Source organism: Pontibacter mucosus, from assembly GCF_003054055.1.
GTDB classification, from domain to species: Bacteria; Bacteroidota; Bacteroidia; order Cytophagales; family Hymenobacteraceae; genus Pontibacter; species Pontibacter mucosus.
The window spans coordinates 1-16070 of record NZ_QBKI01000013.1 but is presented as its reverse complement, the minus strand read 5'-3'; the positions used below and the strand labels follow the sequence as shown (position 1 = coordinate 16070).

At 47.6% G+C, this 16070-nt stretch carries 10 protein-coding genes; 3 read left to right on the top strand and 7 right to left on the bottom strand.

Translation table 11 applies throughout. From position 1 onward, the window contains the following. Nucleotides 1-5: 5 nt before the first annotated feature. From C8N40_RS20115 to C8N40_RS20095, 5 genes are all read right to left on the bottom strand, one after another. Nucleotides 6-1313 carry a heavy metal-binding domain-containing protein gene (locus C8N40_RS20115; RefSeq protein WP_108213615.1) on the bottom strand — a complete coding sequence of 436 codons (1308 nt, stop codon included), beginning with the start codon at nucleotides 1311-1313 and terminating at the stop codon, nucleotides 6-8. Between the two features lie 80 nt (nucleotides 1314-1393). Next, nucleotides 1394-2653: a TolC family protein gene (locus C8N40_RS20110; RefSeq protein WP_108213614.1), complete on the bottom strand. Its 1260-nt coding sequence runs from the start codon at nucleotides 2651-2653 to the stop codon at nucleotides 1394-1396. Beyond that, the gene (locus C8N40_RS20105; RefSeq protein WP_108213613.1) at nucleotides 2640-4538 is read right to left on the bottom strand and encodes an efflux RND transporter permease subunit; all 1899 of its coding nucleotides are present in this window, start codon (nucleotides 4536-4538) and stop codon (nucleotides 2640-2642) included. The genes C8N40_RS20110 and C8N40_RS20105 overlap by 14 nt, the downstream gene beginning before the upstream one ends. Nucleotides 4539-4689: 151 nt before the next feature. Next, nucleotides 4690-5976, bottom strand: coding sequence for an efflux RND transporter permease subunit (locus tag C8N40_RS20100; RefSeq protein ID WP_108213612.1), 1287 nt, complete (start codon nucleotides 5974-5976; stop codon nucleotides 4690-4692). A 152-nt stretch (nucleotides 5977-6128) separates the two neighbouring features. After that, the gene (locus C8N40_RS20095; protein WP_146173613.1) at nucleotides 6129-6563 is read right to left on the bottom strand and encodes an HYC_CC_PP family protein; all 435 of its coding nucleotides are present in this window, start codon (nucleotides 6561-6563) and stop codon (nucleotides 6129-6131) included. Between the two features lie 406 nt (nucleotides 6564-6969). On the opposite strand from C8N40_RS20095, the gene C8N40_RS20090 reads away from it, so the two are divergent. Further along, nucleotides 6970-9237 carry a heavy metal translocating P-type ATPase gene (locus C8N40_RS20090; protein WP_170114169.1) on the top strand — a complete coding sequence of 756 codons (2268 nt, stop codon included), beginning with the start codon at nucleotides 6970-6972 and terminating at the stop codon, nucleotides 9235-9237. Nucleotides 9238-9350: 113 nt separating this feature from the next. Continuing rightward, nucleotides 9351-9560 carry a heavy-metal-associated domain-containing protein gene (locus C8N40_RS20085; protein ID WP_108213609.1) on the top strand — a complete coding sequence of 70 codons (210 nt, stop codon included), beginning with the start codon at nucleotides 9351-9353 and terminating at the stop codon, nucleotides 9558-9560. Nucleotides 9561-10060: 500 nt separating this feature from the next. Here C8N40_RS20085 and C8N40_RS20080 read toward each other — a convergent pair whose 3' ends face one another. Both C8N40_RS20080 and C8N40_RS20075 read right to left on the bottom strand, forming a co-directional pair. After that, nucleotides 10061-11176: a Fic family protein gene (locus C8N40_RS20080; RefSeq protein WP_108213608.1), complete on the bottom strand. Its 1116-nt coding sequence runs from the start codon at nucleotides 11174-11176 to the stop codon at nucleotides 10061-10063. 119 nt (nucleotides 11177-11295) lie between these two features. Beyond that, on the bottom strand, nucleotides 11296-14043 hold the full coding sequence (locus C8N40_RS20075; RefSeq protein WP_108213607.1) for a TrlF family AAA-like ATPase: 2748 nt from the start codon (nucleotides 14041-14043) through the stop codon (nucleotides 11296-11298). Between the two features lie 1012 nt (nucleotides 14044-15055). Here C8N40_RS20075 and C8N40_RS22495 point away from each other — a divergent pair. Continuing rightward, a partial coding sequence (locus C8N40_RS22495; protein ID WP_211318157.1) for a hypothetical protein occupies nucleotides 15056-16070 on the top strand: 1015 nt, incomplete at its 3' end.

The following is a 16070-nucleotide window of genomic DNA, read 5'->3' as shown; positions in this document are numbered from 1 at the left end:
TCTCTTTAATTATTAACCTTGATAAAGCTTTCGCTGTCAACCAGGAATTGTGCGTTGCTGGCAAGGGTGTCCGTCTGTTTCAGGCCGGATGTGATCTGGATCTCTTTGCCAGCACGAGCACCTGTGGTGACGGCTACCGGTTCGAACACACCGTTCATCTTCCGGAAGGCCACCGTCTTGGTGCCGATATCGAGTACGGCAGCCGCAGGCACCCACAGCGCTGGTTCTGTTTTATAGGTTGCCTCAGCGCTAACCAACTGGCCTACCATCACCTGCTTCCTGTCGCTTGGCAGGTACACCCGCACCTTGGCAAAGTTCTCCCCCTCGTCAAAGAAAGGCTGAAAGAAATCCACTTTGGCATCAAGCCTCTCGCCGGGTAATTGCGGGAACGAGATCTGTATTGGGGCTCCTTTTGACAATGCCTTCATCTCGCCTGCAGGCACATTAAATTCTGCCCAAAGCTGATCTGCATTTACCACACGCACGAGTGGCTGACCAACGGTTACGTACATGCCTTCACGTAATTGAATGGCTTGTCCGGCTGGGGGCGTGGGGGCTGTAGATGGAGCAGTTGCTGCGCTGCTTCCACCCATGGCGTCCATACCGCCACCGGAGCTAGCTGCCGGAGCAGGAGCCATACTTGCCGTAGCTTCAGGAGCAGCAGCGTTCAGATCGATTACATAACCATCGTATGGGCTGTAGAGTGCGAAAGTATAGCTCTCTTCGCCGCTACGGATAAGGCGGTTGATCTGCTCGTTGGTAGCGCCCAGGTACTGCAGTTTTTGTCTGGCAGAAGCAATCAATTGCTCGTCCTCCGGAGCGGACTTTACCAGATACAATAACTCGCGCTGCGCCGTGATCAGGTCCGGGCTGTAAACTTCCATCAGCTTCTGGCCCTTGCGGATCGGCTGGAAATTGTATTTGACAAACAGCTTCTCGATGCGTCCCCCCACACGAGCCGGCACTGAGTAAACACGACGCGGATCATAGGTAATAATACCGTCCATCTGCACGGCGGACTCTACCGATTTCTGCTCTGGTTTGGAGGTGGTGATGTTGGCTACCACGGTAGTATTGGTTGGTTTGAGCAGGAACGCCAGGTCTTCGGTTATTTCAATTCCCTCCCCGTGCACAGACTTTGGCACCAGGTCCATGCCGCAGATTGGGCATGCGCCAGGCTTATTTTGCACGATCTGCGGGTGCATGGGGCAGGTATACTCCGTTTCGCCCTCTGCATGTGTTTTTTCTTCCACCGAGCAGGCAGCCACAGCGATTGCCACCAACAGGAAGAGGATGTTCAGGTATCGTTTCATGTCTATTTTTGTATGAGTGATGGAGGTAGTGCGTGCCTAAGCTTTTTTAATTCACTCCTTCCCACTCGCGCATTTACCATTTATTTCTCTATTTCTTTCTCGTAACTCACCGTCATCTGGTAGAGCGACTGCAGCAGTTTGAGAGACTCCATCTGCGCCATGTTCAGGGCTTCCCAGGCGTCGATCACCAAGGGCAGCTCTTCACTGTTCTGCTCATAGGCCTGCAGGGTCACGTCATAGTTCTTCTTCAGCGCCGGGATGATCCTGCCGTTGTAATTTTCTACCTGCTCCCGCATTGTATTTAGCTCCAGGGCCATGTTTCGCGCCATGCCTTGCGCTTCGTTAAGCATGGCTTCCCGCTCACGCTGCATAGCCTGTATCTCCAGGTTCATGGCCTTGGTGTTGGCCTTGTACATCTTCGACGACCAGGGCGCGATCGGGATCGATATCATGCCCATGGCCGTGAACTGCTGCGGCATCATGTTGTCGCGCGGGTACATGTGGTCAAAACGAAGGATAAAATCCGGCAGGCGTTCCTTCTTCTCCATCTCCACGTTCAGCTGCATGGATTGAATGGTTCTGTCGAGTTGGCGGATGTCGCTTCGGGCGCTGCTCAGGAAGGTCGTATCAACGGCAAGGACAGCGGGAGCAGGAGCAGCGACTGTGGTGTCAATCTTATAGCGCTGGTTCTTGGGCAGGTTCATCAGGATGTTGAGCTGCACGTTCTGCTGCTCGATCTGGGTTGCCGTCATCACCTGCATGTTCTGCACTTCATGCAGCCTGGCTTCGGCCTTGTAAACGCCCCCTAGCTTACCCTGATTGTAGGGATAGCGGATACGGGCCAGCTTCAGCATGTACTCCATGATCCGCTCGTTGTCTTTGAGCACAGCAAGCTGTTTTTCCAGCACCACCCAATTGTAGTAGGCCGTTTTGGCCTGCGCACGAAGTTCGTTAAAGGTCACGTCCCGGGCCGCCTGTTCAATGCCCGCTTTCGACTGCATATATTTTTCTTTGGCGCGTTGTTTTACCGGGTTCGGAATGTCCTGCTCTGCCGATATCATCCAAGCGCCTTTATCGCGTTCGTCCATGATCTCGGCACCTGGGTAGGGAGCCATGAACATACCGCCGCCAACCATGGGCGCCATCCAGCTCTTTGCGCCTTCAGCGTAGGCATCCATGGCTTTTGCGCGGTATCTATACTGTTGCAGCATCGGGTTATTGTCGCTGATGCGCTGCAGTACGCTGTCCAAGTTGATGGTATGTTGCTGCTGGGCCAGCACCGGGGTGCCAGCCAGCAACACAAACACAAACAACCAATTAATTTTTTTAATGCTTAACATCGTATATCTCTAGTTTACCGTGCTTCTTTAATTCATACTCTTTTGTCAATTCAAACACCACCGGGGTTACCAGCAGGATGTGGATGGAAGAGGTAAGGACGCCTCCGATCAGCGGCAGCACGATCGGAAGCATGACGTCAGTGCCCACACCGGTTGCCCAAAGCACCGGGATCAGGCCGAACAGCGATACCGACACGGTCATGATCTTGGGGCGAAGGCGCTTGACCGCTCCTTTAAACACGTAATCGCGGATGTCCTGCTTGGTGATCGTCTCGCTGCTGTTGCCTTTCAGTGCCACCAGCTCGTGCATGGCCTCGTTCAGGTACACCACCATCAGCATACCCGTTTCAATGGCCATACCAAACAAGGCGATAAAACCTACTGCCACCGCTACCGACAGGTTCACGCCGTAGAAGTAGACAATGAATACCCCGCCGATCAGGGCAAACGGGATGGTGATCAGGCTGAAGAAGGCTTCTTTTAAGGAGTTGAAGGAGAAGTACAGAATAAAGAAGATGATGAGGACCACCAGCGGAAGAATGATTTGCAGGGTCTGGTTGGCGCGCACCTGGTTTTCCCACTGGCCGCTCCATTCCAGGTAATAGCCGTTGGGCAGGCCGGTTACTTCGGCATTGATCTTTTCGATTGCCTCCTGCACGGTGCTGCCAAGGTCGCGGTCGCGCACGTTGAAAAGCACGGCCCCGCGCAGCTGCGCATTCTCGGAGTTGATCATCGGAGGCCCTTCGGTAAACCGCACCGTGGCAACAGAAGCAAGCGGGATAGTGCCTGCCGAAGCCGTCTGTATGGGAATGCGCTCAATCCGCTCCACGCTGTTGCGGTACTCCTGTGCCAGGCGCACGTTAATCGAGAAGCGCTGGCGCCCTTCGATGGTATTACCTATCGGCGTGCCGCCCAGGGCAGATTCCACGATCATGTTCACGTCGTCTACGGTCAGGCCATAGCGGCTGATGGCTTCCCGGTTGATGTCTATTTCCAGGTATTTACCACCTGTGATCGGCTCTACGAATAGGTCATTTACGCCTTCGACGTCACGCAAAGCAGTCCGCACTCTTTCTGACACCGACGCGATGGAATCCAGGTTCTGGCCATACACTTTCACGCCCACATCGGTACGGATGCCGGTAGCCAGCATGTTGATGCGGTTAATGATGGGCATAGTCCATCCGTTTACCACACCCGGGATCTGCAGCTTGGTGTCAAGTTCCCGGATGATGTCCTGTTTGGTGACGCCTTCGCGCCATTCCGACCGTGGTTTGAGCATGATGATCGTTTCGATCATGCTGATCGGGGAGTTGTCGGTGGCCGTGCTGGCGCGGCCAGCTTTGCCTAACACGCTCTCCACTTCGGGTACGGATTTGATGATCTTGTCCTGCACCTGCAGAATGCGCTTGGCCTCGGCGTTGGAAATATCGGGCAGCGTGACGGGCATGAACAGGATAGAGCCTTCGTCCAGCGGCGGCATAAATTCGGTGCCCAGGCTAAAGAGCATGGGGATGGAAACCAGCAAAGCCAGAATGTTGACCCCGATGGTGGTTTTTCGCCACTTCAGGCACCACTTCAGCACCGGTCCGTACACCCGTTCCAGCGCCCGGTTGATCGGGTTGGCGCTCTCATCTTTGAATTTCCCTTTGAGGAAAAAGGAGATGAGCACAGGCGTAAGCGTGATGGCCACGATGGCGTCCACGATAAGGATAAAGGTTTTTGTCCAGGCCAATGGGCCAAAAAGCTTTCCTTCCTGGCCCGTGAGCAGGAATACCGGCAGGAAAGAGGTGATGACGATCACGGTACTCCAGAACACGCTTGGCCCTACCTGCTTGGCAGCCTTCTCTATGATCCGGAGTCTATCTTCGTTTGATAATTTCATTTTCAATTTTGAATAATTGATTGAGTGAATGAGTGATTATTTTGTCATCTCGACGACAGGAGAGATCTAAATCAGTTTTCTCTCAGGTGCGCTGGCTCTCCTCGGCTCTCGCCTCAAGAGCATTCGAAATGACAGTTTGAGCTCATTTATTTTACTGTTCCTCCACCCACTCTTTCCCCTTCTGTGCGTCTGCCAGATGCCGGTAGGCGTTCTCTACCATCACAATGGCATCGTCCACTATCACACCGATAGATAGGGCGATGCCGGTAAGCGACATGATGTTGGAAGAGATACCGAAGGCGTTGAGCAGTATAAAGCCAATGGCAACCGAGAGCGGCAGCTGAATCAGGATGACAAGGGCGCTTCGCCAGTGGAAGAGGAACAGGAACACGATCACGGAGGCTACCAGCATTTCTTCGATCAGGGTCTTTTTGATGGAGTCTACCGATTCGTTGATCAGGCCGCTGCGGTCGTAAACGATGTTGAACTTCACGCCTTCGGGAAGGCCTTTGGCGACCTCTTCCATCTTCACCTTCACCAGGTCGATCACCTCGTCTGCATTTTCCCCGTAGCGCATCACCACAATGCCGCCCACTGCTTCGCCCTCACCGTTCACGTCGAAAATACCCAGGCGGCTTTCGCCCGTCATCTGCACCGATGCCACATCGCGTACCCGCACCGGTATGGAGTTGTTGGTGGCGATGGCAATGTTTTGAATCTCTTCTGTAGATTGTAAGTAGCCGGTAGTTTTGATGATATAGCCGATGTCGGATAGTTCGAATTTACGGCCACCGGCTTCGTTGTTATTGGCGCGGATGGCCTGGATAACCTGCGGTACCGAGAGTTTATAGTAGGTAAGCTTGTTGGGATCCAGCGTGATCTGGTACTGCTGCTGAAAGCCACCAAAGGAGGCTACTTCGCTGACGCCTTTCACGTTCTGAAGCGCAAACTTCACATACCAGTCCTGAACGGCGCGCTGCTCCCCCAGGTCCATGCCCGGGGCATCCAGGGTATACCACAGGATATGGCCCACGCCGGTACCGTCCGGGCCCAGGGTAGGGGTGACACCTTCCGGCAGCATGTTGCCGACAGAGTTAAGTCGTTCCAGCACACGGGTCCTCGCCCAGTACACGTCTGTTTCGTCTTCAAAGATGACGTAGATAAAGCTCATGCCGAACATGGAGCTGCCGCGCACATACTTTACCTGGGGCAAACCCTGCAGGTTGGTCACCAGCGGGTAAGTGACCTGATCTTCGATGATCTGGGGGCTGCGGCCCATCCATTCGGTAAAAACGATTACCTGGTTTTCAGACAAATCCGGGATGGCATCCACCTTATTTGTCTGCACGGAATACAAGCCCCATCCGAATAGTGCCGCTGAAATGAGCAGGACGATATACCGGTTACGGAGCGAAAGGGATATTAATTTCGCAATCATGAGAGTAAAAAATGAACCTTAACAGGAAATTGAGCAGCCACAGGCTTGTGGCAAATAGAAGGTGATGCCAGAGCATATAGGAAGACCAGCCTTTTTCTTCAGGAGAAGACACAGCTACGCCAGCCATACCATGGCATCAGGTTCATATAAGGCTATAGCAGGAAAGATTGCACAAGCACCGGAATATCGCGGGCCAGTGGGGGAGACTTGTAGAGTGCGTAGGTTGGTTTAAGATCAGTCTCCGAAGCGAAGAACTGAAGGATGATAGCCTGGAAAGCGACTACAAATTTGATGTCTAAGGCCTTAGCAAGAAACTGGGCATTGCTGTGTGTAGAGGCATCTTCGTACTGAAAAACCAGGGTATGGTCGTCACAGCAATCGGAACCAGCGTCATCAGAGGCAGGAAGGTTATGGCAGGCCGGCAGTTTTTCTTTTTGCTGCTCCATGGGGCAATCTGCCGCAGTGCCTAAGGAAGAAAGATCGCGTAACTCACCGCCGCACAAATGCATGGCCACTGAGATGCCAGTCGAGGAGACGAGCACCAGCAGCGTAAGCGTTAGCAGTATAGTCCGGTGAAGAGCTTTCATAATTTCGGTTGCTGCAAAGGTACAATAGAAGTACATGACATCTTTTACAAAATTTGCAATATTTTTTATATATTCTTTGTAGCCATCTATCCAATGGAGGGCTCATCAGAATCATGGAAACACGCCTGTACAGCCAAATGAAGGATGGGACACATTCATAGAAGGTAAATAAATAATATGATTTCCCTTTACTACACGTTACAAAAATAGCCTGACTTCCCGGTCCAAAAAGTAGCGTGGCTGAAAACGGCAGGCAGCAGTAGAGGGGCTACAGTTCATTATCAAAACCATTTACAGCCCGGTAGGCGCCCAACACATTCTAAGGAAATCTGTAACAGTTTATTATAATTATGTAACAGCTAAGGCTGGTTCAAGCTATACCTTTGTATTAAAATATGAGTGGAATATGGGAAAAAATTTACATGCTCCAGAAAAGAGTACGAGCAAAACTGCCTCCAAATTACATAAAGCGTCTTTACCGGTTACAGGCATGAGCTGTGCCTCCTGTGCCCTTAGTGTGGAATCCATGTTGAGTTCACAGCCAGGCGTATCGCAAGCGGCGGTGAATTTCGCATCCCAGACACTGCAAGTCACATATGACCCTGACCAGATTGCTCTTACCAATATACAGAAGAATGTGCAGGAAATAGGCTTTGACTTGATCATTGATCAGGAAAATGCCCAGGAAAAGCAGGAGCAGCAGCAGCATACCTATTACCAAGCGCTTAAGAAGAGAACGATTGCAGCGGCAATTCTTACCCTGCCGGTGTTTCTGATCGGAATGTTCTTTATGGACATGCCTTACGGTAACTGGATCATGATGGTGCTTAGTGCGCCGGTAGTGTTTTACTTTGGCCGAAACTTCTATATAAATGCTTTCAAGCAGGCTAAAAACGGGAAGGCGAACATGGACACGCTGGTGTCATTAAGCACAGGCATTGCGTTCCTCTTCAGCGTGTTTAATACCTTCTTTCCTGAATTTTGGCATGCACGCGGGCTGCACCCGCACGTGTACTTCGAAGCTGCGGCCGTGGTGATCGTGTTCATCATGTTGGGCAAGCTGCTGGAGGAAAGGGCCAAGTCCAATACCTCCACCGCCATTAAGAAGCTGATTGGCCTGCAGCCCAAAACTGTTTGGTTGGTAGAGGGCGACCAAGAGCGGGAGGTGCCGGTTTCTGAAGTGCAGAAAGGAGACCTGCTGCTGGTACGCGCCGGAGAGAAGATACCTGTGGACGGAGAAGTGGCGAGGGGTACTTCCTATGTAGACGAATCAATGATTTCAGGGGAACCCGTACCGGTTGCCAAGCAGCAAGGAGCCAAAGTGTATGCGGGAACCATCAATCAGAAAGGGAGCTTTCAGTTTGTGGCTGAGCGCGTGGGAAGTGAGACCATGTTGGCTCAGATCATCAGGATGGTTCAGGAAGCACAAGGCTCTAAGGCACCCGTACAAAAACTGGTTGATAAGATCGCTGGTATATTTGTACCGGTAGTGCTGGTGATAGCGCTGGTTAGCTTTACCGCTTGGTTTATACTCGGCGGCGACAATGCGCTGACTCAGGCCCTACTGGCTCTGGTGACTGTCCTTGTTATTGCCTGCCCATGTGCTCTGGGCTTGGCAACACCAACTGCTATTATGGTGGGCGTAGGCAAAGGTGCTGAAAACGGCATTCTGATAAAGGATGCGGAAAGCCTGGAGCAAGCACATAAAGTAAATGCTGTCGTTCTCGATAAGACAGGCACCATCACAGAGGGCAAACCGGTGGTGACGGATGTGGTGTGGGCTGATGAAGCGAGTGCCCGCAAACAGAACCTACAAACCGTGCTATTGTCGTTGGAAATGCAGTCAGAGCACCCGCTTGCTGAGGCAGTGGTGCGGCATCTGAGAAACCTGGAGGTAAAGTCACTAGAACTGGATGCGTTTGATAGTGTAACAGGGCGCGGAGTTAAAGCCTCCCTACACGGCACCCAATATTTAGCGGGTAACCACAAGCTCTTAGAAGAAGAAGGGGTACATGTTGAACCTAAGTTGGTACAGCTCGCAGATGCTTTGAGGGCTGAAGCCAAAACGGTTATCTTCTTTACAGAGAGTCAGAATGCTGTAGCTTTGATAGCCATTGCAGACCAAGTTAAGCCAAGTTCAACGGCTGCCATACAGGCATTGCAGGCGCAAGGGGTTGAGGTGTACATGCTTACTGGTGATAACCAGCAAACAGCCGCCAGTGTAGCAGCGCAGGTAGGTGTAAAGAATTACAAAGCCGAAGTTTTGCCATCTGATAAAGCGGCTTTTGTAAAAGAGTTGCAAGCGCAAGGCAAGATCGTAGCTATGGTAGGGGATGGTATCAATGATTCACACGCCCTGGCACAGGCTGATGTAAGTGTTGCCATGGGCAAGGGATCAGACATAGCCATTGATGTGGCTAAGATGACTTTGATTTCCTCAGACCTGCAGCAGGTTCCTAAAGCACTAAAGCTGTCAAAGCAAACGGTACGGGCAATCAAACAGAATTTATTCTGGGCCTTTATCTACAACCTGATTGGTATCCCGATCGCGGCAGGTGTGCTGTACCCGCTGTACGGCTTCCTGCTGGATCCAATGATCGCAGGCGCGGCCATGGCCTTAAGCTCTGTGTCGGTTGTAACAAACAGCTTAAGGCTGAAAGCACAGAAGCTGTAACATGCTTCAATAAATATGTAATAGATAAGGAACATTATGTAACAAGTGCGGCTTTGAGCGCGCGTATTTTTGTAATGTTCAATTTAAGTAGTGTAACTAAAAATAGAGTGATTATGAAAGACCTAAAGTTTAAAACCAATATAAACTGTGGAGGCTGTGTTTCTAAAGTAACTCCAGTACTTAATGCCGCCGAAGGTGTTTGCGAGTGGATGGTGGATACAGCCAACAAAGACAAAGTTCTAACCGTGAAAACAGAATCCCTCTCTGCCAGTGAGGTTATCGCCACGGTAGAGAGAGCTGGCTTTAAAGCACAGCCTATTTAACATATCTGTAGCGAAATAGTTAGCTTGTAAGTAAGGGGAGGCACTTTTAAATGAGGTGCCTCCCCTTTTTGAAGTAATTTTAGATGTATAAAACAGAGCATGTGCTTTCTCTAGTAGTACCTGTACCAGAATCGTCCAATGGTATTGTTGCTTCTTTTTACAAAGGTGCGTTTGTAAAAGGTTATAAGTACACAAATATGTAAACCGCCTCTGCTCGACGAGAGATTTTAAAAAATTAACAGGGCAGCAGGAGGAACGGTAGTCTAAGGAACCACCTATACGGTAGCGGGGGAGGTACCTGTCTGCCGTTACAGTTTACAGACTGGATGTGGCAAAGTCACTAAGATGCATTAACAGCATTTCCGGATAACACAGTTTGCCTCTTATATACCCATACTAGGTCTTTCTGGTACACATCAGCCTTCTTATGTACCAAGAACTGGCATTCTTGGTACATACCTTTCACTATATGTACCAGAAAACAGTACTCTTGGTACATACTAAGATCCTTGTGTACCTATAACTGGAGTAGTGGATGTATACTGCTCTTTGGCATTCACAAAAACCTCGATCAGGGGAAGGTTTAGGTAGTAGTTGCTCGTGCCTATCTTTTCTTTTTGTAGCAGTCCTATATCAGCAAGTGCGTTCAAGTATCTAGCAGCGGCTTTCCGCTCCAGCATGAGGTCCTTCATGACAAACTCGATTTTAGTGTAAGGATGCTTGAACAGGTTATTGAGCAGATCCTGACTATATATTTTTGGCAGGTCCGTACGAATCCTCTTTTTGTACTGCTGCATGAGGAGGTTAATGCTTTTCACCATCTCGATGGTCTGCTTGGCAGTTTCTTCCACTCCTTTAAGCATGAACAGGAGCCATGCCTCCCAATTACCTGTATCGCGTACCTGCTGTAGTAGGCGGTAATAGTCTGCCTTATTTTCCACCACGTAGCGACTTAGGTATAGCACAGGCAGTTGCAGCAAATCTTTGCATACCAGGTACAGGATGTTGATAATACGTCCGGTGCGGCCATTCCCGTCATAGAAAGGATGGATGCTCTCAAACTGGTGGTGGATGATGGCCATCTTGATCAGCGGGTCGACATCCGACACCTCGTCATCATTAATATACTGGACGAGGTTATGCATTAGGTGTTCTATCTGGTCCGGGTGCTGCGGCGGTGTGTAAACCGTTTCACCTGTTTTGGCATTTTTCAACGCCGTGCCTGGCAACTTACGCAGGCCAGCGTTGTTCTGCTCAAGTTCCTGTTGAATCCTAAGAATATGGCTTAAGCTTAGAATTTTATTTTTGCGCACTGCCTCAAAGCCTTCACGTAGAGCAGTGGCATAGTTCTGCACCTCCTTAGTAGCGGTACTGAGGGCATAGCCTGCCTGCAGTTCGGCTTTAAAGAGCTCATCCTGTGTGGTGATGATGTTCTCGATGGCCGAACTGTCCCGCGCTTCCTGTAGAGTAAGCGTGCTGATTAGTATCTGTTCGTTGGGAATAGTCGCAGCGACTCCCTTCAGCTCGGCCAGATAACGATGTGCTGTTGTTGCCTGCTTCAATACAGCTTTTGTCTCTACTTCAATAGTAACAGGTAAATCAGTTGGCTGCCACATGGCTAAAATTATATCAGACTTGTTAAAAGCTATCGGGGAGTGTATTTACGTATAGGCGCTCCCTAATAGCAAATGAGGTGTGAAATCTAACGGAATCAATACCATTTATATTCTCAATATCAAGTAAGAGCCTTAGAAATTCTATAATATCTAGATTCAAGTGCATCACGACCTCCCTCCATCACATCACACACTGCTAATCTTACCTCATGCTTTTGCAGGGCACCGCTGCACTTCTTTCGAATTTGGCCAGAACTGAATTCTAGCTCAACAATTTTTTCTGAGCTAGCGTTGACTGCGATATTAGGATTGTGAGTAACTACAATTACTTGGCGATGGGGCTTTAATCGTTTAAAATTTTCTACAATCAGCTCCGTGACCATTCGAGTGTCCAAGTCGTCTTCGGGCTGATCAATAATTAATGGTACATTATCTATCGCTAATAGTAATGACAGTATACCTGCTGTCTTTTGACCTGCAGAACCGCTTTCAATATCTTCTTCTTTTCCACCTTGTCTTTTTAATTTTAGTACTATCCTATCTTCAGGAACCCATAGCCATAATCTATCAATGTCTTCGGGTGTAGTTTCCTTTAGCTTTTGAAAGTGCCTAATGAATTTTATCCCAAGGTTCTTAGGATCAGCTTCACTTGCAGTTATAATGTTTTGTTTTATTTCTTGCAACAGCCCCCATCGGCTTTGCATGTCTTGCTCTTGTAAAATTTTAGAAATGAAGCCTCCTGTAGGATTCCCATCATCATCAAGAGTTAAAAGTTCACTAGCAAATTCGCTACCTGGCCTTCGTATCAGATCTCTAAAACTGATTTCTGAATTTACAAAGTCACCTAGTTCATTCAGATAAACAGCTAAGGTACCGCCTTGTGTATTTTTACTCCATTTATGAATAACTTCATTTCTAAGAGTCCTAAGCTGCTGATGATGTTGAATAATTAATTGGTACTGATCTTTAATATTTTGAGTGATGGCATCATATTCATCCTTAAGTCCCTTATATTGGTTAAGCTTCTCTTCTAGCCCTTGCTTCTGAGCTAACAAAGCACCGTAATCTAAATTGACATCTGGATTAGACTCTTTTAGAGAATTTATAAATTTATCATACTCTATTTTAGTCCCTTGTGATTTTGTGTACCATTCTGAGGATTCATAATTAGTATCAAATGCTATTACAATTTGCCGTAAGTTCTCTATTGACTTGCTAATGCTAACTATTTGAGCTTTTACTTCTTCATCAAATGATGAAACACTAGTTTTTAACTCATCACCCATCTTAGAATCATAGATAGAAGTAATTGACTGAGACTCGATTATTTTTTGTAAGTTATCAGTAAGCCCTTTGACGCTATTGATTCCAGATTTAATCAGTCTATTAGACTGCTGCTCTTCTTTAAATTTAGTTAAAAGCTCGTTACCATAAGCTTCAAAAATTTTGATTTTGCCTTCAACAGATTTATAAAGTTCTTTGGTTTCTGGTTCACCCGCCATTCTATTAGCTAGCTCTCTTTGGTTACGCCTGCTAGCATACCAAATAGCTTCTAACCTCTCTAACTCTTGAGACCAAGCGTTCTTATCAAACTGGGAATCGATGAGGTTTAGAAGGTGGTTTGGACTTTCTGTTAATTCATAAAGTTGCTTTTGATTGAATATTCTCATAGGAAACATCTTTCCAAGAGCACTCATAGGACCAATTAAATCCCAGTCACCTTGTTCATTCATCTCGGAAAGGATGCAGTTGTCTGTTTGATTCCAAGTCACCTTCAATAACCTAGTATCTTTTTGAATCAAAACCTCTATTTCTGTAGAGGCTTTTAGCATTCCAACACCCCCTCTAGAACCAACTTTTTTAAAATTCTCAAAATCGGCTTTTATCTTATCTGGGATACCATCACATTTATCTAAAGCTATTCTTAGATAGTTAATAATACTAGACTTTCCTGATCCCCGTCCTCCAATTAAGGTTGTCTGCCATGGACTAAATTCAACCACAAGTGGTTGCCCATTACCTGCTTTGTAGCCGTCTTTGACAACTAATTTCCTTATGTAATATCTCTCTGCAATTTGATTGGGCTGGGAGTGTGGGCTTTCATGTCTAATAATACCGTCAACACCATCGTGAAAAGCTAATTTGAGGGCTTCTATACTTGGCTCTTCCATTTTTACCCAGGTATAGGCTGTTCCTGCCTGCTCTGGTAAATGACTGTCAGACCCTACAATTTCAGCTAAGTTTAGTCTCTTTCTGTGCTGCTTGTATGTGTCTGGTAATACGCTTTCTTTATTAATAAGCTCAATAGCTAGTAAACATTCTCTAAGAAGTAGATTCCTTACAGTAACATTACCTCCATATACTTCAAATAAGCCAGTAGGCTTGTCAACGTGAGCTGGAATAGCTATACCACCAGCATCAATAATACTATCAATTACTTCATCAATTGACTCTTTAGATGTATACTCACTTTTCCCAACATGTTCTAACGGGAATCCAACTGCGCCTAATAGTCCGTTAATGTCTTTCGTGCCTTTAGATGGATCGAAAAGAGCAACTATGTGTATACCTCCATTGACACTAACCTCAACTCCAGGAAAAACAACTATGGCCCTATAGCCTTCCGGCTGCTCGGCTTCCATTAACTCCAATTCTATCTTCAGGATGTCTATCCATTCTCCACTATTATGGTCCGTTACTCCAACGCAGTCAATTTCTGCCTTCATGTAATCAAGCAGCCACTCCCTAGGGCTTCTTTTAAGGAGAACAGCTTGATTTGGTCCTTTACCATAATCAGTTGACGCAGGAGTATGGTTATGGAAGTCGCACTTCCACCACTTACTTCCGGCTATGGAGAATGGATTCATAGTATTGTTATATTTAAAGGATTGTTTTGCACATTATAAATCAAAACTGATAAACTGAATGTATAAGGCTTTTTTCAAAAGCCTGCTTCAGAAATACTCTGCGAAAGTTTTTCAGCTTGTTGTAAGCTTATTTTTATTGTTTCTTCTACTATATCACAAGCATTTAAGTGATTATCTGCTTCTTAAACAGCTTGATATTACTCCTCTATTAGTATGGGAGGAATGAAAACCTTCACTCTTATTTAAGGTTTTTTAGTTACTTCCTGATCCAACTCGTCTGTGGTCTTCATCTTTCAACCCTAAGAAGCAAGGTAACCCAATACACCTTATAAGTTGGTGACTGACAACAAGAAGAAGCTTTATATCATCGCTTAGATATTTATACAACAGATGCAATATATATAACTTTTATTTATATTGGGATGAAATCACGCTCATACTATTTCTAAAAGTTATACAACAGATGAAGGTCTTTATAAATGCTGTCCGTTGGTTTTTTGGGGTTGTTTGGTGTCTTGGCGCCTTGGTCGGTTTTATAAGCGGTGAATATTTTGGAGGGGCAATCAACCTGTTACTAGGCTTAGTAGTCCTGCCCCCGACATATAGGGCTATCTTCAAGAGAAACAGTAATAAGAGAGTGGCTGAAGTAAAGTCAACCTCTACCCATAGTAGACCTGAAAGCGTGCAGGATCGGGACCCAGTGCGCAAATTGGAAAATGGAGTAAAGGTTAGACAAGCAGAGGGCGCGTCTATTACCCCTGTAACTAACATAACGCATAGTATCGGTTCAGCACTCAACATAAAGGCTACAGTACCACAAAAGCCATCCGATGCACCGGTGATAACTACACATGACGGAAAACAGCAGCATACAACGACTGAGAAGCGCTTCCCCCTACATCCAACCCCTCTAAGTAAAGAACAGCAAGTAAATCAGGACAAGGCAGTCGATACCCACAATAGACAGGAAGAAAGCTCCGGTACAGGGCAAGCCCAAGCAACATCAGGTAGGATGGAAGACGAAACAAAAGCTACTCCTGTAGAAGATGATGCTATCATCGACGTAACGGGTAGCACGTACAGGATTGATGCACCGGTCACCACAAAGGATAGGCTAGCGCAAAAACCATCGTATGCTTCCTTGGTGAATACATACCACGGACAGCAGCAAGCAGTGACGGAAAGACAACCTGCCTCTTATGCAGCTTTCCAAAACATAGAACAGCAAGTTGACAAAATCACTTCTTTTGAAACGGCACTCTCTTATGACGCCGATCAGTGGAAACTAGGAAAGCGCCTGAAGCAGAAGCTTGGCCTTAACACCCAAGAGGTGGGTCTGCTTAATAAAGTCGCCTACTTCGACAATGCTTTTACCTCCATGGAAGGATGCTGCATGGCCACGGCAAAGCTGTACCTAAGCGTGATGAAGGAGCTTAAGAAGCAGCTCCAGCGAAAAGGCACCTCCATGACCAAGGAGATTCAGTTCATACAGGAGATGGCAATTGTTGTTTACAAGGCGCAAGACTCCTACTACTGGAGCAGTTATGACGACAGTTATACCCGCCAGCGTGTAGCCATAGACGTCTATGTCACGATTTTTAAGCGATGCGAGTACGCTGTCCGGGAGGCTTTCCTACACAAGCGTAAGATTTCCACCGCCTACACCGGAAACAATGATGAACTGGCATCAGAGTTTGACTCACGCATTGGGGAGATGGTTGATGCAGCTATCCCTAAACTGATATCCCAGGTGGAGCAGCCGGATGAGGCGACTGAGATAGAGCTGAACGCGCAAAACGTCACCCGCTGGAAGACGCAGTTGGAGCAGCTTTCCACTCAACTAGCCGATGGGAAAAAGGAGACCTTTATTGAGGGTGTTTACCGGCTAGGCAGACTCAACAAGAAGAACCCCTCGGTTGAGCACATTTTCTATGAGGCCTCAAAGCTCGTCTCGAAACACGACAGGGAAGAGGCGCTTCGCTTCTTCCTGCACTACCTGCACCATGACCTTAATTCCAACACAGTTG

Excerpts from the sequence above, each read along its gene's own strand:
- C8N40_RS20075 (WP_108213607.1), bottom strand. The coding sequence starts at position 14,043 with ATGAATCCATTCTCCATAGCCGGAAGTAAGTGGTGGAAGTGCGACTTC.
- C8N40_RS20110 (WP_108213614.1), bottom strand. The coding sequence starts at position 2,653 with ATGTTAAGCATTAAAAAAATTAATTGGTTGTTTGTGTTTGTGTTGCTG.
- C8N40_RS20085 (WP_108213609.1), top strand. The coding sequence starts at position 9,351 with ATGAAAGACCTAAAGTTTAAAACCAATATAAACTGTGGAGGCTGTGTT.
- C8N40_RS20115 (WP_108213615.1), bottom strand. The coding sequence starts at position 1,313 with ATGAAACGATACCTGAACATCCTCTTCCTGTTGGTGGCAATCGCTGTG.
- C8N40_RS20095 (WP_146173613.1), bottom strand. The coding sequence starts at position 6,563 with ATGAAAGCTCTTCACCGGACTATACTGCTAACGCTTACGCTGCTGGTG.
- C8N40_RS20080 (WP_108213608.1), bottom strand. The coding sequence starts at position 11,176 with ATGTGGCAGCCAACTGATTTACCTGTTACTATTGAAGTAGAGACAAAA.
- C8N40_RS20090 (WP_170114169.1), top strand. The coding sequence starts at position 6,970 with ATGGGAAAAAATTTACATGCTCCAGAAAAGAGTACGAGCAAAACTGCC.
- C8N40_RS20105 (WP_108213613.1), bottom strand. The coding sequence starts at position 4,538 with ATGAAATTATCAAACGAAGATAGACTCCGGATCATAGAGAAGGCTGCC.
- C8N40_RS20100 (WP_108213612.1), bottom strand. The coding sequence starts at position 5,976 with ATGATTGCGAAATTAATATCCCTTTCGCTCCGTAACCGGTATATCGTC.